General features: G+C 40.3%; 18 protein-coding genes. 2 read left to right on the plus strand and 16 right to left on the minus strand.

Annotated features, from left to right (window positions below):
* Positions 1-170: 170 nt before the first annotated feature.
* The 8 genes from GHD25_RS08485 to GHD25_RS08520 all read right to left on the minus strand — a co-directional run bounded on the left by GHD25_RS08485 (position 171) and on the right by GHD25_RS08520 (position 8540).
* Positions 171-1307 carry a bifunctional cystathionine gamma-lyase/homocysteine desulfhydrase gene (locus GHD25_RS08485; protein WP_164215959.1) on the minus strand — a complete coding sequence of 379 codons (1137 nt, stop codon included), beginning with the start codon at positions 1305-1307 and terminating at the stop codon, positions 171-173.
* Between the two features lie 13 nt (positions 1308-1320).
* Entirely contained in the window at positions 1321-2241 is a 921-nt protein-coding gene (locus tag GHD25_RS08490; protein ID WP_164215960.1) for a PLP-dependent cysteine synthase family protein, read from the minus strand.
* A 30-nt stretch (positions 2242-2271) separates the two neighbouring features.
* Positions 2272-2733 carry an S-ribosylhomocysteine lyase gene (locus GHD25_RS08495; RefSeq protein WP_164215961.1) on the minus strand — a complete coding sequence of 154 codons (462 nt, stop codon included), beginning with the start codon at positions 2731-2733 and terminating at the stop codon, positions 2272-2274.
* A gap of 1 nt (position 2734) precedes the next feature.
* Positions 2735-3385: a class I SAM-dependent methyltransferase gene (locus tag GHD25_RS08500; protein WP_164215962.1), complete on the minus strand. Its 651-nt coding sequence runs from the start codon at positions 3383-3385 to the stop codon at positions 2735-2737.
* Positions 3386-3624: 239 nt separating this feature from the next.
* Positions 3625-4908: a GntP family permease gene (locus GHD25_RS08505; RefSeq protein ID WP_164215963.1), complete on the minus strand. Its 1284-nt coding sequence runs from the start codon at positions 4906-4908 to the stop codon at positions 3625-3627.
* Positions 4909-5056: 148 nt separating this feature from the next.
* A complete protein-coding gene (locus GHD25_RS08510) occupies positions 5057-5833 on the minus strand; it encodes a 3-hydroxybutyrate dehydrogenase (protein WP_164215964.1) in 777 nt (258 codons plus the stop codon).
* Between the two features lie 323 nt (positions 5834-6156).
* A complete protein-coding gene (locus GHD25_RS08515) occupies positions 6157-7521 on the minus strand; it encodes a sigma-54 interaction domain-containing protein (protein WP_164215965.1) in 1365 nt (454 codons plus the stop codon).
* Between the two features lie 329 nt (positions 7522-7850).
* Positions 7851-8540, minus strand: coding sequence for a YhcN/YlaJ family sporulation lipoprotein (locus tag GHD25_RS08520; RefSeq protein ID WP_164215966.1), 690 nt, complete (start codon positions 8538-8540; stop codon positions 7851-7853).
* 164 nt (positions 8541-8704) lie between these two features.
* Between GHD25_RS08520 and GHD25_RS08525 the strand changes: the two genes are divergently transcribed.
* Complete coding sequence (locus GHD25_RS08525) at positions 8705-8944, plus strand: YhdB family protein (RefSeq protein ID WP_164215967.1); 240 nt, start codon at positions 8705-8707, stop codon at positions 8942-8944.
* Between the two features lie 131 nt (positions 8945-9075).
* Here GHD25_RS08525 and sigI read toward each other — a convergent pair whose 3' ends face one another.
* The 5 genes from sigI to GHD25_RS08550 form a co-directional block, all read right to left on the minus strand.
* Complete coding sequence (gene sigI / locus GHD25_RS08530; RefSeq protein ID WP_462943521.1) at positions 9076-9810, minus strand: RNA polymerase sigma-I factor; 735 nt, start codon at positions 9808-9810, stop codon at positions 9076-9078.
* Between the two features lie 445 nt (positions 9811-10255).
* A complete protein-coding gene (locus GHD25_RS08535; RefSeq protein WP_164215968.1) occupies positions 10256-10975 on the minus strand; it encodes a PRC-barrel domain-containing protein in 720 nt (239 codons plus the stop codon).
* A gap of 75 nt (positions 10976-11050) precedes the next feature.
* Positions 11051-11872 (minus strand): S1 family peptidase, encoded by an 822-nt coding sequence (locus GHD25_RS08540; protein WP_164215969.1) that lies wholly within the window; start codon positions 11870-11872, stop codon positions 11051-11053.
* A gap of 537 nt (positions 11873-12409) precedes the next feature.
* The gene (locus GHD25_RS08545) at positions 12410-12625 is read right to left on the minus strand and encodes a hypothetical protein (RefSeq protein ID WP_164215970.1); all 216 of its coding nucleotides are present in this window, start codon (positions 12623-12625) and stop codon (positions 12410-12412) included.
* Positions 12626-12850: 225 nt separating this feature from the next.
* Positions 12851-14008 (minus strand): MFS transporter, encoded by a 1158-nt coding sequence (locus tag GHD25_RS08550; protein WP_164215971.1) that lies wholly within the window; start codon positions 14006-14008, stop codon positions 12851-12853.
* Positions 14009-14322: 314 nt separating this feature from the next.
* Here GHD25_RS08550 and GHD25_RS08555 point away from each other — a divergent pair, with 314 nt between their 5' ends.
* Positions 14323-14880 (plus strand): beta-class carbonic anhydrase, encoded by a 558-nt coding sequence (locus tag GHD25_RS08555; protein ID WP_205601346.1) that lies wholly within the window; start codon positions 14323-14325, stop codon positions 14878-14880.
* Between the two features lie 58 nt (positions 14881-14938).
* Here GHD25_RS08555 and GHD25_RS08560 read toward each other — a convergent pair whose 3' ends face one another.
* From GHD25_RS08560 to GHD25_RS08570, 3 genes are all read right to left on the minus strand, one after another.
* Positions 14939-16147, minus strand: a complete 1209-nt coding sequence (locus tag GHD25_RS08560; RefSeq protein WP_164215973.1) for a quaternary amine ABC transporter ATP-binding protein — start codon at positions 16145-16147, stop codon at positions 14939-14941.
* A 3-nt stretch (positions 16148-16150) separates the two neighbouring features.
* The gene (locus GHD25_RS08565) at positions 16151-17005 is read right to left on the minus strand and encodes an ABC transporter permease (RefSeq protein ID WP_164215974.1); all 855 of its coding nucleotides are present in this window, start codon (positions 17003-17005) and stop codon (positions 16151-16153) included.
* Positions 17006-17066: 61 nt separating this feature from the next.
* Positions 17067-18101 carry an ABC transporter substrate-binding protein gene (locus GHD25_RS08570; RefSeq protein WP_164215975.1) on the minus strand — a complete coding sequence of 345 codons (1035 nt, stop codon included), beginning with the start codon at positions 18099-18101 and terminating at the stop codon, positions 17067-17069.
* Positions 18102-18382 lie beyond the last annotated feature (281 nt).

The raw sequence follows: 18382 nt of genomic DNA on the forward strand, positions 1-18382 counted from the left end.
TATTGCCATACATGGATAATCAATTTAGGGATTTTAGATTGGTATCCACCACGTTAATTTTTGCTGCGTTTCGATAAAGATTTAAAAATTAAAAACGACCGGGCAGCCCAGTCGTTGTAGATTTATTTACTCATTTGTATACAGTTTTTCTCGGCAGACCCGGTCCAGCATTACTCCAGAGCCTGTTTTAAATCATCAATTAAATCTTCCGCATCTTCAATTCCTGCAGAAATGCGGATAAGCCCGTCGGTAATCCCGAGTTCATTCCTTCTGCCAGCAGGAATGGATGCATGGGTCATTTTTGCCGGAACGGAAATTAAACTCTCCACTGCACCAAGACTTTCAGCCAATATAAAATAGTTTACACGCTCAAGTAATTTATCAGCCATTTCCCCGCTGCCAACATCAAAGGAAATCATTCCGCCGAATCCTCCTGCCTGCTTTTTGGCAGTCTCGTGACCCGGGTGATCTTCAAGGCCCGGATAATAGACTTTAGACACCTGCGGATGTTTTGTCAAAAACTGTACTAGCTTCTTTGCATTTTCTTCAATAGCTTCCATTCTTAATGCCAGTGTTTTAATTCCCCGCATTAACAGCCAGGAATCCTGTGGACCGAGTACTGCTCCTGCCGAGTTTTGGATAAAATGAAGCTTTTCTGCCAGTTCTGCTGTATTTACCACAACTAAACCGGATACTACATCACTGTGTCCGCCAATATATTTTGTGGCACTATGCAAAACGATATCGGCACCAAAATCCAGCGGCTTTTGCCAGTACGGTGTGGCAAATGTATTATCCACGATAAGAAGCAAATCATGTCTATCCGCAATTTCCTTCATTTTCTTCAGATCCGTAATTTTTAAAAGTGGGTTTGTCGGTGTTTCTATAAATAAAGCCTTCGTGTTATCCTGAATTGCTGCTTCCACTTTTGCCGGATCACTTGTATCAGCAAAGGTATGACCCAAATTAAATCTGTTCAGCACATTCGCCACCAAGCGATAGCTCCCGCCGTATACATCATCTGTCATGACAATATGATCGCCTGTTTCAAACAGCATCATTACAGAAGTTATCGCAGCCATACCAGAACCAAAGGCAAAGCCTGCCTCACCATTTTCCAAATCCCGGATGACCGTTTCCAGTGCATGTCTGGTTGGATTTCCTGTTCTTGAATACTCGTAACCATCTCTCAGATTGCCTACCCCATCCTGTTTATACGTACTTACTTGGTAAATCGGAACGGAAACGGCTCCTGTCCGGTCATCACCGGTAATCCCGCCGTGAATCATCTTTGTTTTATCCCGCATTTGTTCTTCCCCCTCACTCCGCTGTATAAATATTTTTGCTTAAATAACGATCACTGCCATCCGGAAACACTGTAACAATATTTGTCCCCGGCCGGGCAGTTTTTGCTTCTTCCAATGCCGCAAACATGGCAGACCCCGAAGAGCTTCCCACCAACAATCCTTCTTGTTTTGCCAGTTCTTCCACAAGCCTGAACGCATCCTCATCACTGACTGTATAAATTTCATCCATATGATCCGGTTCTATATATTCCGGCAAAAATTCCATGCCAATGCCTTCTGTGCGGTGTGGCCCCGGTTTGCCCCCGGCAATAATCGATCCCTCCGGTTCAACAATGACCGTTTTTACACTCGGGTTTTTTTCTTTAAAATATTTCGCACTTCCCGTAAATGTCCCGCCGGAACCTGCTCCGGCAACAAATATATCTACCTTTCCATTCAAATCATTCCAGATCTCCGGTGCAAGCGTACGATAGTAAGTATCTGGATTTGCATGATTATGGAATTGCTGCGGCGCATAGCTGCCAGGAATTTCGCTGACAAGCTCTTTTGTCTTTTCAATTGCTCCCACCATTCCTTCACTTTTAGGGGTATGAACAATTTTTGCGCCCAGCGCTTTCATAATTAATTGTTTTTCCTGACTGAAGTGCTCAGGCACACAAAAAATAACAGAAAGATTTTTATCAAGCGCAGCAAGTGCCAATCCAATTCCCGTATTTCCGGCGGTTGGCTCAATAATCGTTCCGCCTTCTTTTAAAACGCCTCTTGCGAAAGCATCCTCAATTAATGCTGCACCAAGCCTGTCTTTCACGCTTCCGCCCGGATTAAAAAATTCAAGTTTCGCAAACAGACGCACATCTTCGGGCAGTGGAAATTTCGTTAGTTCCAGTAAAGGGGTATCTCCAATTAATTCATGGGTTGAATGATATAATGTCATATTTTCTCCTCAATCCGTTTCATGCTGCAATCAAAAAACCTCGTGCCATCCTTCTTTTTTGTCCAGCATATCCTGCGCGATCTTTTTTGCGCCCTCCAGGCTGTGGTTTGCAGCCCATCCGCATTGTACTTCATTGCATGCCGGTACTTCATCCGCCTCCAGTACATCTTTCAATGTTTTTTCCAGCGCTTCAGTTACATCTTCATAACTGTCATTATTTAATATGGACAGGTAAAATCCTGTTTGGCAGCCCATAGGGCCAATGTCCAGTACATTGTCCATATGATTCCGGATATTTTCCGCCATTAAGTGTTCGATGGAGTGTAAGCCAGCCATTTCCATATGCTCTTTATTTGGCTGTTTAAAACGAAGATCGTATTTATACACTTTGTCTCCGCCGGTCCCCTCCGTAACACCAACAAGTCTTACGTATGGTGCTTTTACTTTTGTATGATCCAAATTAAAGCTTTCTACGTTCATTTTTTCAGCCATTTTATATCCTCTCCTTATTTTTCGCTGCCACTATTAACCAGGCAAAATCATTCATCTGCCTAAATGTTACATCAAAACCATGCAAAGTAAAAATATTACGCAGCAGATCAATGTTTGGGTAGTATTCCCTGTCCAAATCTGCAGCCAAATCTAAATAGCCTTTTTCTTTCGCTTCTTTAATGACCGCCATTTTGTGGAGATCAGATGTGAACATCGTATCTCCAAAAACAATTTTTCCATTGTCTGTCAGCTGCTCAGCAAACTGCATAACGGCAATTTCCTTTTCAGAATTGGTTAAGTGATGAAATGCAAATGTACTTACAATGTTATCGACCTTTTCTACTTTTGGATAATCAATAAAATCCCCTTCGTACAGGGGCAAACCAGGAAGTTTCTCCCCTGCTAACTTCCGCATCGCATCGGAAGGTTCAATGCCGATTACCTCATGGCCGGCTTTAAGCAATTTTTCCGTTAAATTACCAGTGCCAACCCCGAATTCGAGAATTATCCCCGGTTTGACCTGTTCCGCCACTGCTTTTAATATACCTTCATAGTTTTCAAATACTTTTGCATACTGCTCATCCTTGCCCCCAACACTGGCATCATATGTTTCTGCCCACCCATCAAAAATATGAAGAAACTCCCTGCCCATTTCATTCAACTCCGCTCGTTTATTTAAACATAGTAAATTACTATGGATAGTATGAATTATATGTATAAGGATACCATATGTTACTGATTATTAAAAGGGAGCATTTTTGATTGAAAACATTTGTCATAAAGTTTCTCAAGAATATGGTTTCAATGTGTGTTAGCAATGTGTACCTATAAAAAATCCCGAAAATCAGACGCTCCAAATCCAATTTTCGGGGCTGTTAATATGATAATATTTTAATAAATTCCCAATGAAGCAAGAATAATAGCTGCAATTACTGCAACAACCGGAATTAATACTGAAACAACAAATATATCCTTATAACTTTCTTTATGTGACAATCCTGTGATTGTGAGCAATGTTAGAACCGCTCCATTATGCGGAAGGGAATCCAGCCCCCCGGAAGCCAGGGATGCCACTCTGTGAAATGCTTCCGGGCTGATGCCTGTTTCCAATGCAAGCTCATAATATTGTGACCCTAAAGCTTCTAAAGCAATCCCCATACCGCCTGAAGCTGACCCCGTCGATCCAGCCAAAATATTAACTGCTACTGCTTCTGATATGAGAGGATTGCCTCTCACTCCCAGCAGCAAATCAGTAAGCTGTGCAAAGCCTGGAACTTCTCTTACAACGGTTCCAAAACCAACTGCAGCACTTGTATTAATAATGGCTGTTATAGAGCCGACTGCACCGCTATTAAGTGATTTAGGAAAACCTTTAAATTTATGCAAATTAAGCACCATAATCAGTAAGATGCCTGCAATTAATGCGACAACAATGTCCCATCCAAGCAAATTTAATGTAGCAAGAACAGTGATAAGGGGCAGCAGCGAAAGGATGACATGCGGCATTTGCCCGCCTTCATCCATAGTCTTCTTATCTTTTGGTTCTTCAAATACTTCCCCGCTTGCAGATAATTTCTTTTGCCTCCAGAGTAAATAGAAATAACCGCCTGCCCCCATAATGATAGCAGCTGTGATCCCCATAACTGGAGCTGCCGTTGGGGTGGTTTCAAAATATGGCATCGGTATCAAATTTTGAATTTGCGGTGTTCCGGGAATGGCTGTCATCGTAAAAGTAAATGCCCCCAGTGCAACGGTAGCCGGCATAATTTTTCTGCTTATATTCGCTTCACGGAACATGGACAAGGCAAGCGGATAAACAGCAAAGACAACGACAAACAGGCTAATTCCACCATATGTCAGCACAGCACAGGATAGCAAAACACCAAGTATGGCCCTTTTTTTGCCCATTAATTTTGAGAGTGAGATTGCAATGGATTTTGCCATTCCGGAATCATCCATTAACTTTCCAAATATTGCACTTAGCATAAACACAGGAAACCATTGCTGTGCAAAACCGACAAACCCGCTCATATAGGTCCCCGTGTATGCTTCAAGTAAATCTAATCCACCGGTTAAAGCCACGATTCCAGCAGCAATCGGTGCAACCCAAATAATTGACCAGCCGAGATAGGCAAGAACCATTAAAACAATAAGTCCAAGAATAATACCAAACATAAAAACCCCTCCTTTATAAAATCAAGAGCCAAACTTTCTCCACTGCCACCTTCACCCGTTAACTTCCACCCCTAAGCTAAGAAGAAATTCTGATTTACCGCCAATTTTCAATCTGCTGCTTACCTTACCTTCCTTCCCATTCAAATCCTTACTGTGCCGTATAACCTCCATCAATTACAACAGCTTGACCAGTTATTCCTTTTGCCTTATTACTTGCCAGAAATAATGTATAATCCGCAATTTCCTGGACATCCAATAAGCGTTTTTGCGGTACTAGCGGATATAACACTTCATCAAGCACCGATTCTAATGGAACGTTCCTCGTTTTTGCCAAATCTGCAAATTGACCACGCACAAGTGGCGTATCCACATATCCCGGGCATATCGCATTAACCGTAATCCCATGATCTGCCCCTTCTAAAGCTGCTACCTTTGTTAAACCAATGACTCCATGCTTGGCACTGTTGTAGGCTGCTTTACCAGCAAAGCCGATTAAACCATTGATGGAAGCCATATTTAAAATTCGGCCAAACCCTTGTTTTTTCATAATAGGAAAAGCATGTTTTGTTGCCATGAAGGGAGCGACGAGCATTACTTTTGTAATAAATTCAAATTTCTCTGTTGGAAAATCCTCAATATTATCGACATGCTGTAAACCTGCATTATTAACCAAAACATCCAGCCTGCCGTATTTCTCAACTGTAGCATCGATTGCCTGCTGCAATTCTTGTTCGTTTGTCACATCACATTTAAGACCAATGCAGCTATAGCCCTCTTCCTGTAACTTCTTTGTCACTTTAATTACCTTTGCTTCATTTACATCGGAAAAGGCAACTTTTGCACCGTTTTCCAAAAAAGAAAATCCAATTTCATACCCAATACCACCCGCTGCACCTGTAATAAAAACGACCTTTTCTTTTACCAATTTTGTGTCCTCCTTCATCAATGGATTTCAATTTAAAATTTTTTACCCACCATCTCTTCAACTGCAGAACTATCAAGAAATAGGTAAATATGAGCTTCGACGACCTGGCTCCCTTCTGCCAACTACATACAAGCAAAAAACATGCCAACTATTCAAAATTGGCAAATCCCAAATCTGCAATCCCATTATGAAAAATAAAAAACCTGCTTTCCAGTTTTATGGAAAGCAGGTTAAATACTTAATCACCCAAATTGTAACCCCTTTCAATTTGGGGTGATTGGTAAATTTCCGGATTCATGGAATACATTCCGGAAATCTGGAATTTATAGTCCATACTTTTTTATTTTTTGATATAGATTGGATTTACCGATTGCTAATTTTTTTGCTGCAAGCTGTTTATCTCCATTCGCTTTTTTCAAAGCATGCAAAATGGCCAGTTTTTCCGTTTCCCCGATTATTTCCTTTAACGTCCCATTATGCTCTTCTACTAATATATTCGGTTGTATATGATCCGGGAGGTCCACCATTTGTATAATTTCCGAGTTGGTCAAATGGACCGCCGACTCAATAACATTCTCCAGTTCTCTAATATTACCCGGCCATGGATAATACATAAAATAATTCAATACTTCCTTATCAAAATCAAGCACACGTTTTCCGGTGCGATTGGTTACCTTTTGCAGTATATACTTTGCCAATAGACGGATATCTTCTGGTATTTCTTTTAAGGAAGGAGTTTTTAACTGTATAACATTAATCCGATAAAATAGGTCTTCTCTGAAGCGCTGCTCATCAATTAACTTTTCTAATGGCTGATTCGTCGCAGCAATAATCCTGACATCCACTTTCTGTGGATTTACTGCACCAATTGCCTCGATTTCACCTTCTTGCAATGCTCTAAGAATTTTCACCTGAGCACTTAAAGGCATATCACCAATTTCATCCAGGAAAAGGGTACCGCCATCTGCGAGCTGAAATTTACCTGGTTTTCCTCCCTTTTTTGCACCCGAAAAGGCTCCTTCTTTATAGCCAAATAACTCAGATTCAAGTAAGTGCTCCGGAATTGATGCACAATTAATGGAAACAAAAGGTTTGGCACTGCGTTCACTTAAATGGTGAATACTATGGGCAACAAGTTCTTTCCCTGTTCCGCTTTCCCCTCTAATTAATACAGAGGCATCACTGGAGGCAATTCTTTTTATTTTTGATCTAAGTTCTATCACCTGCGGGGAATTACCAATAATATCATGAAGTGAATATGTCGTACCATAACGCTCGTCCAGTTTTTTTCGGTAATCATCAAGTTGTAATAATAACTCTTTGATATGACTGTTCAGATTCATCCATTCTTTCGTATCCCGGAAAAGCACGATACCAACAGCTCCGACTACTTTTCCATTTGCTTTCACTGCTACCCGGTTTGCGATCATATGATTGCCGCGAATGTATTGAAGATCAGCAATTTCATCCTTCCCCGTTTTACATACGATATGCATTCGCGTATTTTCAATTACATCTGTCACATGTTTGCCAATCGCGTTTTCTCGTTCTACTTCAAGAAAACGGCAATAATGATCATTTAAATAGATTACGTGACCCCGATCATCGACAATAACTAGGCAGTAGTAAAGCTTTTCTAAAACGGTTTCCAGGATTTCACTGCGATACGGACTTATTAAGACATCCATTGTCCCACTTCCTTCGAGATTTTATAAAAGTCTAATCACAGTATACCAACAAAGATAATTAAATGGCAATATTCTGAATACAATTTTCATAACTATTTTAAATAGGGAATATAAGTAAGTTTTGGAATCCTCATTTTTCTACAAGCCTCGGCAAAAGAAATCTGAACCTCCAAAAAACCGCTCCGGAAACATATCCGTTTTACTACCATACAAGTCCAAACTTCTGTTGGGGGTTGCCGCGGTCACATCTCATCGATGTTGTACTCTCTCCCAGCCAAAAAAAGAGTGCTCTCCATTTATGGAAAGCACTCACTATCTGCTGTTAGTTTTTATCTATTTTGCGGGAACAATCGTTCAATAGCATTTCCTATTTGATCAAAGAAGCCTTCTACCGGCTCTCCGCGATCCATATCATCTGCATAGTTATTCGTTAAATCAAAAAAGTCAGGGTTAGTTGAAACATACACATTTTCAATATCATTATCAACAGACTGTACAATTTCGGATATTTCATTCTTTACATCATCAGATAACTGATCGTCAAAACGGTCATTATCTGTTCCATCAGGTGTATTGCGTCTCAGGTTTTCTGTTTCAACTTCATTGTCCTGGCCATTTCCGTCAGCTGTATTCCCCTGTCCACCGCGGTCATTTCGTTGTGATCGCTCAGTGTCAAGTCCGGCAGCAACATAAGCATTATTTTCTGTGGTAAGCACATAAGCCCGGTCAATTTCATCCACCTGCTCAGTTATTTTGTCTGCTGCTTCATCAGCAATCTCATAACGATTGTTATTATCGTTGCCGCGGGCGTTATCATCACGTTCCTGCTCACGTTCAGAATTTCTCATCATCCCAAAATCCCGGTCGTCATTCATTCCGCGATTAGTATCGTTAAAACGGGTTGGCTCTACGTTGTTGTTATCCTGCATTGCACCATCTTCATTATTATTGTTATCCGTCCCGCACCCTGCAAGCGCAATAATAAGCACAGTTAGCACACTAAAAAATTTCCATTTCATAATATTATCCTCCTTACGATTTTGGTTTTAGTATGCAGCTGTGATTTCAAATTATTCTCAGCAGGATCAACCTTTTTATGGTAATAACACCATATTTGTTTCAGACAATATATATAAGTTAGGGAGACAATAGGTAATGACCCTTATTTTTAAGGAGGGGAAATATGGATATACCTGATTACGACAAGGCACTGTATTACACACTTTGGGGCCAATGGGATGATTTACTCGTCTTGATGGTGCGCACGAATGACGATTTGCTTTCAAAAAAAATACAGTACTTCCTGAATGCTTATCATTACTCACTGGATCAGCGCAAGATCATTGATTCCCATGATAACCTTCTTTTTTATTTAGACCACGCCATGAAACAGGAATCAATAAGCATGGCGATGAAGGTATAAAACACCGACATTCCATTTATAAAACTTGGCTTGTTACCAAGCTTTGGGACTTATGCAGACAGGAAAGTTTTATACTTTCCCGTCTGCCAAAACAGTAAGGATGCCTTTTCCCGATTGTCGGGATTATCGATTCACCTCTCGCCAACCCCCTTTAAATATTCACGGATATACTCATAATCACCGTCGAAAACAACAAAAACAGCCAGGATAAATTTCCTGTTTCTTTCCAATGTTTTTTTGCTCACATTCACTTTCTTCAGCAAGTCTTTGATCGGCAGCTTTTTCTTTCGGTAAACGTATGTACGTAAAGCTGGATCATTATAGAGAATTCTTGCGGTATAAACAGCAGATTCACGGGCATCCCGGTGTTTTGGAGCGGTTTTTGTCAGTTCAGCAAGTGTTAATTTATACTTACCAAGTGATTCTTTATAATCGGACAATTCCTCTTTCAGGTGTATCCAATCCTGCTCTTGGGCATATTTTTTCTTTACTGCCGCAATTTCCCTCGGATTTTCCATTTGCTCTGCATCATACGTTTCATCCAATGAAAAAAAAGGCTGTTTTCGTTTTATGTAACGGATATAATCAATGACCTTCCGTTTAACAACAAGTTTTGCAAAGGATAAAAAGGAGCATCCCCGTTCCGGGGCATAAGATAATATTGCCTCATTAAAGGCCCATAAACCGATACTGAATTCATCATCTTTTTTTGGATCTATAAATCGTTTGCACACTTCGGAGACACAAGTGGCGATAAACGGCTGATAGGAACGCAATAAAAAATTCTGAATGGATCCATCACCCTGCTGTGCTGAGATAATCATTTCCTCTAATGATATACCTCCTAAAGGTTCGCTTATCTCCAAGAGACTCACCTCCGGCTATCTTTGCATCTATTTTTTCTATTTTATGCAGATAAGCTTATAAAACCTGAAAAGTTTTTACAGGCTTGTCATACTTTGATTTAGCTTATCCCAGAATGACTGTTGTTTCCATCACAATTGGATAACAATTTCTTTAAAATATATTTACTTGATAAGTAATAATTGAAACATACGAGGGAATGTGCAGAATTTCGAAGCGATTGGCCGATCTGAAAAGTCTACTGGCCTAAAAATTTTAAACTTTTAAAAACAGCGGTTATTGGGACAGAACAATTCATCAGTGTAACCATCGTAATGAAGAGGATACTGTTTCCAATGGAATTGGCTGGTTTCATCATAAACGGCAGTATACGCTTGTCTGCCATGGCTGTTTCTTAGCGTAATAAAAGACCGTCCCATATGAACTGGAACAGTCTTCACCCATGGTTTATATACTTTTTAATATTTCATCCTGATTGTAAAAAAACCTCGCTTTTCGTTCCATGACAGTACCCTTTACATAAACATCCATTTCGTTCCAATCAACAGATTCGATATCCTCCGCGGGGCACAGGATATATTCCTCTTCTGTAAAGTTTTCACTATTTTGCATGACAATATATCTTAACTTCCAATACGCTGTATCAAAAACGATATCTTTAATCTGTCCGAGCTTGCCGTCATCCGCATGAACGCGGCAGCCAATTAATTCGTTCTCGCTGCGCAGCTCTGACTGCCTTTGTTCATATGGTGTTACGTCTTTCTCATCAATCTGCCCTGGCTGCGGCTGTACATTGAAAGTTGCCAGCGGACGGTCCCCCGGCCCCCAAAGCATACTGCCTATCCAGTATCTGCTCCAGCCGTAATAGCCGATTAACGTATTTTCCGTATCCCTCGTAAAGGCTTTGTTTTCAGGCACAGAAGGACTATTTCTAACTGTTTCCTTGTCATAGCCTATATGCAATATTTTATTCTTATCCTCTATTTCTTTAAATGATTCCGGTGATAATAATACTTTTCTCCCCGGCAGCCATTTTCTCGTGTCTGCGATCGCATAACGTATGGCCCATTTATGGTCATCAAAATACAAATCCTTAACCTTTCCCATTTCTCCATCTGCTGCTTCAATATTATATGTTTTCAAATCAGAAGTGAAAGCATACATCATATACCGCCTCCCTTTAGACGTTTATATAATGATATATACCCGCTGATTTTTTACAGTAAACGAAGATATATTGAGCTATTTCCGTTCATAATAATAATCTATCGGAACAAACAGACCTACTCTGCCTTCCACATCATGGTGCAAAGTAGCAAATACAACACCGATCACTTCCCCGGCTTGATTAATCACCGGACTGCCGCTATTCCCTCTATACACTGGTGCCTTCAGCATCACTACAGACTCTTCCCAGCTGCTGAGATTTGTATAACCGGCAATCGTACCTTCGTTGGCAATCCCATTAAACATTAAAGGATTTCCGATAAAATAAATATGTTCATCTTCCTGAAATGCTGCTTCCTCCGCAAGGGATAGATAGGGCAGATCATCTCCTTTCTCCACCTCTAAAATGGCCAAGTCAATGTCCGGGTATTGTTCAGTCACTTCCGCGTTAAATAAACCAACTTCCGGAAATGCAACAGTTACTTCATCTTCTCCCTCAATAACATGATGATTTGTCATAATCATTCCATTTTCAGATATGGAAAAGCCCGTTCCCCTGGAATCGACTGTTTCCACTACCACCACTGATTCCTTATATGTTTGAATATCGTCCTGTGCGGACAGTCTTGCTGAAGTTTGTAAAAACTCAATGGCAGGAATGGAAAATGTCTGCGGAATTAATGCAAAAATATTAAACACCAGAGCAATAGCAATCAGCCAAAACACCCACTTGGGGAAGCGACGCTTTGATGTTCGCTCTTCCTGATTTTTTTTCTCCCTTTCCAGTGCTTTTTTCTTCTCCTCCTGCACAAGTTCATAGAGCTCTTCATCATCAAATTCCTCATATAAATCTTCGTCTATCATATCACGGTTGTTATGATCATCCTTATTTTGCATATGTCACCCCATGCTTTAAGCATTTATACAGCAGCTGTTGTCCTCTACCTTGCTGCGGCTGATACACTTGATAACTATAAGCCTTTATTGCGCATCGTACTTCCCTTCTTCTTGTATTTTACCACGTTTTAGCACAAAAATAATATCAGCCTGTTCTATTGTTGTTAGGCGGTGAACAAGGATTCATGTCGTACTGTCTTTCTTTAATACTTTGAGTGTCTCGTGAATGATTTTTTCATATCCATACTCGCTGTTTTTTGCAGAATGAATATAGCGGATCTTCGGACCATGTGACGTATCCTGGATAAACAAGAAAACAAAGTCCAGTGATGATTACATACAATATTATTTTCAGGTTTTCATGTCCTTCACAAAAACTTATTTGCAATACAATATATTACAATCCAAAAAACTATAACACAAGCAGCCGTACAAACTGAGACTTATCCAGTTAAAAAAGAATGACTCGGGGGTTGAGTCATTCTTGTCTGGATCCAAACATTATACAACTTTCTTATCTATGTACTTTCTTTTCATTTAACTTTTCAGTTCCACACCTAAATGGGCCATCTTTTTTACTTTCTCGCATGGTACGTTTGTCCAACGGGATATCTCTTCAATAGAAACAAGAGGATTCTTTTTAATAAAACTTTGAACTTTATCAGTCTCCGTCAGACACGTCGTGCACAGCATAAACGGACTGCTTTCCATTGGTTGTTTACACAAACGGCAATTGCGAACCAATTCTCCCATTGCCTCCACCCCTTAATGAAATTGGATTTTAGGCCGCACCCTTTTGGTGCTAAAGTATTTGACATAAAAACCCGCCAATAGGTAATTTTTTCTAATAGGCTCATTATACAATATTCTACAAATACAAACAATACCTTTGTATGAATTTTTTGATAATGGTGCTTTAGTCATAGAGAAAATGGCGGAAGCCCAATAGGAGACTTTTTCATTTTCAACGGTTTGCCACTAGCTCACAAGTTGTTTCCGGGTCATATTAACCAAGAGACAACCCACACTAAATAATGCCAACAGGATAAATCCAAGGAAATATACTCCAGTCAAATCTTTTACCACACCAAGTAAAACTGGCGGAAAAAATCCTCCCAAACCGCCTGCTGCACCTACTATACCTGTGACAGCTCCCGTATTTGAAGGAGAAACAAGTGGAACCAGCTTAAAAATAACCCCATTTCCTACACCTGCAAATGCGGCCAGGATTAAACAGAAAATGGTAAATAAGAGGATGTTTTCTGAGTAAAAAGCTATAAAGGTTGCACAAATGGTTATTACAATAAAAACAATATTGATTAACTTTTTAGGACTGAGTCTGTCCGCAATCATTCCTCCCAGCGGCCGGATAAATGTAGCCAGAACAATAAAACCTGCTGTCCGCTGTCCGGCATCAACTGCTGTCAGTCCATATAAATCCTGCAGGAGTGTGGGCAAATAAATTCCCATGGCCACAAACACGCCAAAAGTTAAAAAATAAAATACAGATAACAGCCATGTCTGTCCAAATTTCAGAACCTCCATCGAATCTTTAAAAGTTTTATTGCCTGCCTGCTCTCTTTCTTTCGTACCAAAATAAAAAATGACGGCCATGATCAATACACCAACAGCAATAATGCGAAAAGCCCAAGGCACACTGTATGCAGCAACAAGAACCGGCACAAGAAAACTTGCCACTGCTGTACCTATATTACCAACTCCGGCTATTCCCAACACAAGACCTTGCTTTTCTTTCGGATACCACCCCGAAACATATGTGATTGCTATCGCAAAGGTAGTTCCACCCATACCGATAAAGAAGGCAAAAAATACCAGCATGGCATACGTTTCTGCAAAACTTGCTCCGATTAAGGGAAGAACAGTAAATAACATAGTTAAGGTATATACCTTTCGGCCGCTGTATTTGTCTGAAAGTATGCCCAGCGGGATACGCATGATTGAACCGAGTATCACTGGCACCGCCAGCAGCAAGCTCGTTTGTGTCGCACTCAGTCCAAACTTTGCTTCTACTTCCTGTGCCATTGGGTTTAATATTCCCCAGGCAGTGAATGCAAAGATCATTGCCAGTGTGGAAAATACAAGTGCTGCAGTCTGTCCTTGTCTTTTTTCCGTCATGTTTCCGCCTCCTTGTTATTTTGGCTGCGCTTTCATTTATGACTCCATATTTCATTATTATTATTTGATGCCTGCCAATTTATTCGTTTATAAATTTACTTACCCAATATGATAAAGAAATATGCTGCTTATTACCAGTTTTACCTATATTCGTATATTTTCAATTCGCAAACATCTTTTTAATTAATTTTTGCACCTTTCAATTTGATGTTAATTAAGTCAGGAAGTATAATCATGGAAAGGAATAAGAAGGAATAATATGATGAACGATAAAGTCTCTTTCATGAAATGTACTTAACAAGGAGTTGTAAACTATCATGCACTTAGAAGAAATGCTTGCCTTTAATAGAAAATTCGTTGCAGAAAAGGGGTATGAAGCATATGAAACGGACAGCATACCAAATAAACGAATGGTTATTTTTACATGTATGGAATCAAGACTGATAGAGCTGCTTCATCGAGCATTGAACCTGCAAAATGGCGATGTGAAAATGGTAAAGAATGCAGGGGCAATTATCCGCAAGCCTTTTGACAGTGTGATGAAAAGTATTCTAGTGGCAGTTTATAAATTACAGGCTGAAGAAATAACCGTCATTGGTCATCATGACTGCGGAATGTCACAAGTCGACATCAATGCATTAACTGAAGAAATGTCGAAACGAGGTATACCAGATGAAACGCTTAACGCTTTAACACATGCAGGAATTGATTTTGAAGAAGAATTCCATGGATTTGAAACAGTGGAAGAATCAGTACAACAAAGTGTACAGATTATCCGCAAACATCCACTGCTGCCATCGGGGGTAAAGGTACACGGCCTTGTAATTGACCCAGGTACAGGAAAAGTGGACGTCGTTACGAAAGATGTATAGGAACACAGGGACGGTTCTCCTGTTGCAGGTGCAACAGGAGAACCGTCCCTGTGTTTACTTAGCCGCTGTATTCTTCTGTTTCATCTACTTCTTCGGATACCAGTCCGGACAGTACATGTACGCGCAGGATGATGCCCCGCAGTTTGTTATTATCATCTACAACTACTAATGGCAAACTTGATTCCAGCGCTTTTGGAATTAAATCATTCACATATTCATCCGGTTTTACGGCTGTAATGTCCTGATGCATGACTTCTTCCAGTGATTGTTTTTCTTTAACCCCTTTTACAGCATCATCAATGGTGACAATTCCCTTTAAATGCCGGCCGCGGTCAACAACAAAAACACTGGACACCCCATTTTCCTTCATTTCTTTAATGGCTACATTCAAACCGTCTTTCATGGAAACGAGCGCATTCGGCTTTATCATAATATGCTCGGCCTGAAATACTTTCGATCTGTCAATGTCTTTTATAAACTCGGATATATATTCATTTGCAGGAGCTTCAATGATTTCTTCCGGCGTTCCTACTTGTACAACCCGTCCGTCCTTCATCACTGCAACACGGTCACCCAGCTTAAATGCCTCATTCACATCATGGGTAATAAAAATAATCGTTTTTTGCAGGCGCTCCTGAAGATCCAACAGCTCCAGCTGCATTTCACGGCGAATTAGCGGATCGAGTGCACTGAATGGCTCATCCATCAGCAGAATATCCGGATCATTGGCAAGTGCACGGGCCAAACCTACACGCTGTTGCATTCCACCTGATAATTCATCCGGAAATTTGTTCTCGTACCCCTTGAGTCCGACATTTTCAATGTTTGTCATCGCAATGTCCCGTCTTTCTTCTTTGGAAACACCCCGGATCTCCAGCCCGTATTCCACATTTGCCAGTATCGTCCGGTGGCTGAATAAACCAAAATGCTGAAACACCATTGCTACTTTTTTCTGCCTGTAATTTTTCAGCTGACCGGGTGAATATTGGACAATATCCTCATCATCAACATAGATTGAACCAGTGGTTGGTCTGTTCAGCATATTAAAACAGCGTATTAATGTTGATTTCCCGCTTCCGGACAAGCCCATAATGACAAAAACCTCGCCTTTATTAACTTCGAATGAGGCATCATACACGCCAACTGTATGGTTTGTTTCTTCTAAAATCTCATCCTTTGTTTTTCCTTCTTTAATCAATGGGATAACGGATTTGGGCCTTGATCCAAAAATCTTAGATACATTTTCCAATTTCACTTTCGTTGTCATGTATTAGCCTCCTCTCCTGTTTTGTACTTTTTCTACAATTCCATTTGTAACCCTGTCAATGATGATTGCTAAAAATACGATACTGATTCCTGCTTCGAATCCCAATGCAATATCAATCCGGTTAATGGAAACCAAAACTTGTTCTCCAAGCCCTGATGCACCTACCATGGATGCAATAACTACCATAGCCAAAGCCATCATTGTCGTCTGGTTCACCCCGGCCATGATTGTTGGAACAGCCTGTGGGAGCTGTACTTTCTTGAGCATTTGCCATCTTGATGAACCAAATGATTGTGCAGATTCCACCACTTCTTTATCCACACCGCGGATTGCCAGCTCCGTCAAACGTATAACCGGGGGCACTGCATAAATTAACGTTGCAAAAATAGCAGATACATTACCTAAGCCGAAGAAAAATATAGCCGGAATTAAATAAACAAAACTCGGCATTGTCTGCATTGCATCCAGTACCGGTCGCAAAACTGTTGAAAATCCTTTGCTGAAGGCCATCCATATCCCTAAAGGAATACCAATAATTAAACAAATAATAACGGCCGCAAGAATAATTGCAATGGTTGTCATCATATCTGTCCATAAACCAAACGTACCGATTAAAAATATAAATATGCTATAAAGCAGACCTGCAAAGACCGATTTAAAATACCACCCTAATAAAAAGATGAAAATAATGAATAGCCACCACGGGAGCCAAACGAGAAAATCATCAATCATATTAATTGTCCGGGAGGTAATAAAATAAACAAAATCAAAAAATCCTTCGAAAGTCGTGTCAAGAAAACTGACAAACTGATCGACATAATTACCTAATTGTGTCTGTATATCTGGAAACGTGCCCATATGATCTTCTCACCTCCAAATTCATACAGGAAAGCAGCTGGACTGCCAGCTGCTTTCCATATTATTGCAAAGCATCTTTTACAACTTCAGCCACTTCATCTGAAACCCAGCTTGTCCAAAGATCTTCATGTTCATTCATCCACCAAATTGCTGCTTCCTCTGCAGATGCATCATTCTCATCCATATAAATCAAAGCTTCTTCTGTCAATTCAGTGCTTGTTTCATAATTGCTCAGAAATTCCACTACATCAGGAGCCTGATCCGGCAAGTCTTTGTGTACAGCAATGGTTACATCATTTGGCGGAAATTCAGTCGCTTTTGTTTCATTCCATACATCTTCATCATATGGATCCTCTTCCAATAGGGTTAAATCATATTCCGCTGTCGGCCAAGTTGGTGACCAATAGTAGCCCACCCATGCTTTACCGTTTTCATAAGCCGATGCCAAATCGGCAACAATTGCAGCATCGGAACCAGGCATAAAGTTATTCATTGTTTCATCAAGGCCATATGCCTCAAATTTATCATCAATCGCATCGGCAACTGCCCATCCGCTTGGGGCATTAATCACCCGGCCTCTTCCAGGGTCTTCCGGATCTTCAAATACTTCCGGATAATCTTTCAAATCTTCCACTGTTCTTAAATCAGGGGCCATTGGATCGATTCCTCTTTCAGGATCCCCTTCAATAACATACGTTGGCACATACAGTCCCTGTTCGTTATCATCAAAGTTCGTGGAAACAACTTCGATATCCCCTAGTTCCAGCGCCTCTTCATACACTTCTCTTATATTATCTGTCCAAACTTCCATATATGCATTTATGTCTCCATCACGAAGTCCCTGAATTGTTGCTGCGGTTGAACCGGCCGTGACATCAGTATCATACCCGTACCCTTCTTCAATAATTGTCTGGGCAATGCTGTTATGTATCCTGATGCTGTCCCAACCGGCATCAGCAAATACGATTGTGTCAATGTCTCCTCCAGATCCTGATTCACCATTTGTCCCGGAATCTCTTTCAGACTCTGAATCACCGCCACATGCAGCAAGCACAATTAAAGCTGCTGCTGAAAATAAAAATAATAGCTTTTTCATTATTCTGCTCCTTTTCCAAAAATTCTTTAACATAGTTTTACCAACTGTCCTTAATACAATTCACTATTTTTTAAATGAAAATATAATAGGAGTAGATGCAAAAGTAAGAAGTGGAAGGGGAATCCGCCGCTGTAATTCTTTTGTAACAAATTAAGTTTAATAAATAAATGTCCTTTAATCAATTCGCTTAAAACAGCAAAATACACGGTTAAGCATGTATATCCAACAATACCGGCTATATAAACCGGAATTATTAGCAATATAGTCAAAATAACTCAAAA

Origin of the sequence: Virgibacillus aidingensis, from assembly GCF_010994035.1 — a bacterium.
GTDB lineage: Bacteria > Bacillota > Bacilli > Bacillales > Amphibacillaceae > Virgibacillus_N.

Coding starts and splice junctions, on each gene's coding strand:
- GHD25_RS08485 (WP_164215959.1), bottom strand. CDS start 1,307: ATGCGGGATAAAACAAAGATGATTCACGGCGGGATTACCGGTGATGAC.
- GHD25_RS08490 (WP_164215960.1), bottom strand. CDS start 2,241: ATGACATTATATCATTCAACCCATGAATTAATTGGAGATACCCCTTTA.
- GHD25_RS08495 (WP_164215961.1), bottom strand. CDS start 2,733: ATGGCTGAAAAAATGAACGTAGAAAGCTTTAATTTGGATCATACAAAA.
- GHD25_RS08500 (WP_164215962.1), bottom strand. CDS start 3,385: ATGGGCAGGGAGTTTCTTCATATTTTTGATGGGTGGGCAGAAACATAT.
- GHD25_RS08505 (WP_164215963.1), bottom strand. CDS start 4,908: ATGTTTGGTATTATTCTTGGACTTATTGTTTTAATGGTTCTTGCCTAT.
- GHD25_RS08515 (WP_164215965.1), bottom strand. CDS start 7,521: ATGGATGTCTTAATAAGTCCGTATCGCAGTGAAATCCTGGAAACCGTT.
- GHD25_RS08520 (WP_164215966.1), bottom strand. CDS start 8,540: ATGAAATGGAAATTTTTTAGTGTGCTAACTGTGCTTATTATTGCGCTT.
- GHD25_RS08525 (WP_164215967.1), top strand. CDS start 8,705: ATGGATATACCTGATTACGACAAGGCACTGTATTACACACTTTGGGGC.
- GHD25_RS08535 (WP_164215968.1), bottom strand. CDS start 10,975: ATGATGTATGCTTTCACTTCTGATTTGAAAACATATAATATTGAAGCA.
- GHD25_RS08540 (WP_164215969.1), bottom strand. CDS start 11,872: ATGCAAAATAAGGATGATCATAACAACCGTGATATGATAGACGAAGAT.
- GHD25_RS08545 (WP_164215970.1), bottom strand. CDS start 12,625: ATGGGAGAATTGGTTCGCAATTGCCGTTTGTGTAAACAACCAATGGAA.
- GHD25_RS08550 (WP_164215971.1), bottom strand. CDS start 14,008: ATGACGGAAAAAAGACAAGGACAGACTGCAGCACTTGTATTTTCCACA.
- GHD25_RS08560 (WP_164215973.1), bottom strand. CDS start 16,147: ATGACAACGAAAGTGAAATTGGAAAATGTATCTAAGATTTTTGGATCA.
- GHD25_RS08565 (WP_164215974.1), bottom strand. CDS start 17,005: ATGGGCACGTTTCCAGATATACAGACACAATTAGGTAATTATGTCGAT.
- GHD25_RS08570 (WP_164215975.1), bottom strand. CDS start 18,101: ATGAAAAAGCTATTATTTTTATTTTCAGCAGCAGCTTTAATTGTGCTT.